The organism is Pseudanabaena sp. SR411 (assembly GCF_002251945.1).
Classification (GTDB): Bacteria; Cyanobacteriota; Cyanobacteriia; order Pseudanabaenales; family Pseudanabaenaceae; genus Pseudanabaena.
This window is the reverse complement of the sequence record NZ_NDHW01000187.1, coordinates 1-1,330: the sequence shown is the minus strand read 5'-3', so window position 1 is coordinate 1,330 and position 1,330 is coordinate 1. Positions and strand designations below refer to the sequence as shown.

General features: G+C 38.9%; 3 protein-coding genes. All 3 read left to right on the top strand.

Translation table 11 applies throughout. The features are described from left to right. On the top strand, positions 1-576 hold a 576-nt coding region (locus B9G53_RS19790), incomplete at its 5' end, for a HEAT repeat domain-containing protein (protein WP_176453283.1). A gap of 36 nt (positions 577-612) precedes the next feature. Next, on the top strand, positions 613-828 hold the full coding sequence (locus B9G53_RS19785; RefSeq protein ID WP_094535192.1) for a CopG family transcriptional regulator: 216 nt from the start codon (positions 613-615) through the stop codon (positions 826-828). Then, on the top strand, positions 825-1,232 hold the full coding sequence (locus B9G53_RS19780) for a type II toxin-antitoxin system VapC family toxin (RefSeq protein ID WP_094535191.1): 408 nt from the start codon (positions 825-827) through the stop codon (positions 1,230-1,232). Before B9G53_RS19785 ends, B9G53_RS19780 begins: the two co-directional genes overlap by 4 nt. Positions 1,233-1,330 lie beyond the last annotated feature (98 nt).

Below are 1,330 nucleotides of genomic sequence, written 5' to 3'. Positions count from 1 at the left end.
ATATTTTACCATGCCTTACAGCGGGAAGGGAGTAATCATGAAAAAATAGAAGTTAGAAGGAAAGCTGCTAGTACTTTAGAGCTAATTGGGGCAGACGCATGGGCTGCTACTCCTCAGTTGATTTTAGCTCTCGAAGATCCAGACCCAGAAGGTGATGTTCGTTGGTATGCCACCATTGCAATAGGAAAAATTGGATTGCTTGCTAAAGAAGCAATTCCTTCTTTGATTAAAAGACTAAGAGATGAAAAATATGGTGTTCGAGCTTATGCAGCATGGTCTCTAGGGCAAATGAGACTAGAGGCTCAATCTTCAATCCCATCAATTCTTGAGAACCTTTTTGATGAGAAAAGTGAAAATATTTTTCTAGCTAGGTTAGAAGCACTTGAAGCGATTGGTTATGATATAACCACGATCAACATTAATTTTACTGATGGAACTGTTAGTAGAAATGCAAAAGAGCATATTACAATCCAAAGGGAAGAAGAACGTAAATCTTTAGAATCCAAAAAAATGGGTGGTGGAATTGTAATCCCTTGGAGGAGAACTCTTAGCGCAAATACTCCTCCACAAATTTAAGTCAGCACTTCAATTTTTTTACCTCTACTTAATTTTATGAAACCCACAGTTATATATCTTCCCCAAGAAACCGAACAAGTCCTTGAGCAACTATCAGTACAAGGAGGAAAAACACCTTCTGAAATTATTCAAGAAGCAATCCAACTTTATGTTGTGAACAAGAAAAAGACATTGCCTAAATGTGTTGGTATGGGCAAAAGTGGCATCTCTGATCTCTCTGAAAGAGTAGACGAACTACTTTGGAAAGAATGATTAGAGTTATTGCTGATACTGGCGCAATTATTGCGCTACTTGATGAAGACGATAAACACCATGCCGCAGTTGTTGAAGTCGCGCAATCATTTGATTTACTGATTCCTGTCACAGTCCTACCCGAAGTAGACTACTTAGTTACAAAATATCTCGGTGAAGCAGTTGTCAGATCTTTTCTGGAGGCAATGACTGAAGGTGCATTTATCTATTTACCGATAGAGATTGATGAAATTCGTCGCACAACAGAGATTATGGCTCGTTATGCCGATATTCCGATTGGCTTTGTTGATGCCAGCTTAGTAGCCCTTGCTGAAAGTCATAATACCCATAAGATTTTGACCTTAGATCGTCGTCACTTCAACATCATTAGACCTGAAGCCCACATTCCGCTCGTAATGGAATGAGAAAAACAATTACGAAACAGGTGCAGGGAGCAAATAATAGCGTTGGCAGGTGGGAGAAAAAAACTTTAAAATATGAAGCCGAAGAGGAGACAAATTAA

Excerpts from the sequence above, each read along its gene's own strand:
- B9G53_RS19780 (WP_094535191.1), top strand. The coding sequence starts at position 825 with ATGATTAGAGTTATTGCTGATACTGGCGCAATTATTGCGCTACTTGAT.
- B9G53_RS19785 (WP_094535192.1), top strand. The coding sequence starts at position 613 with ATGAAACCCACAGTTATATATCTTCCCCAAGAAACCGAACAAGTCCTT.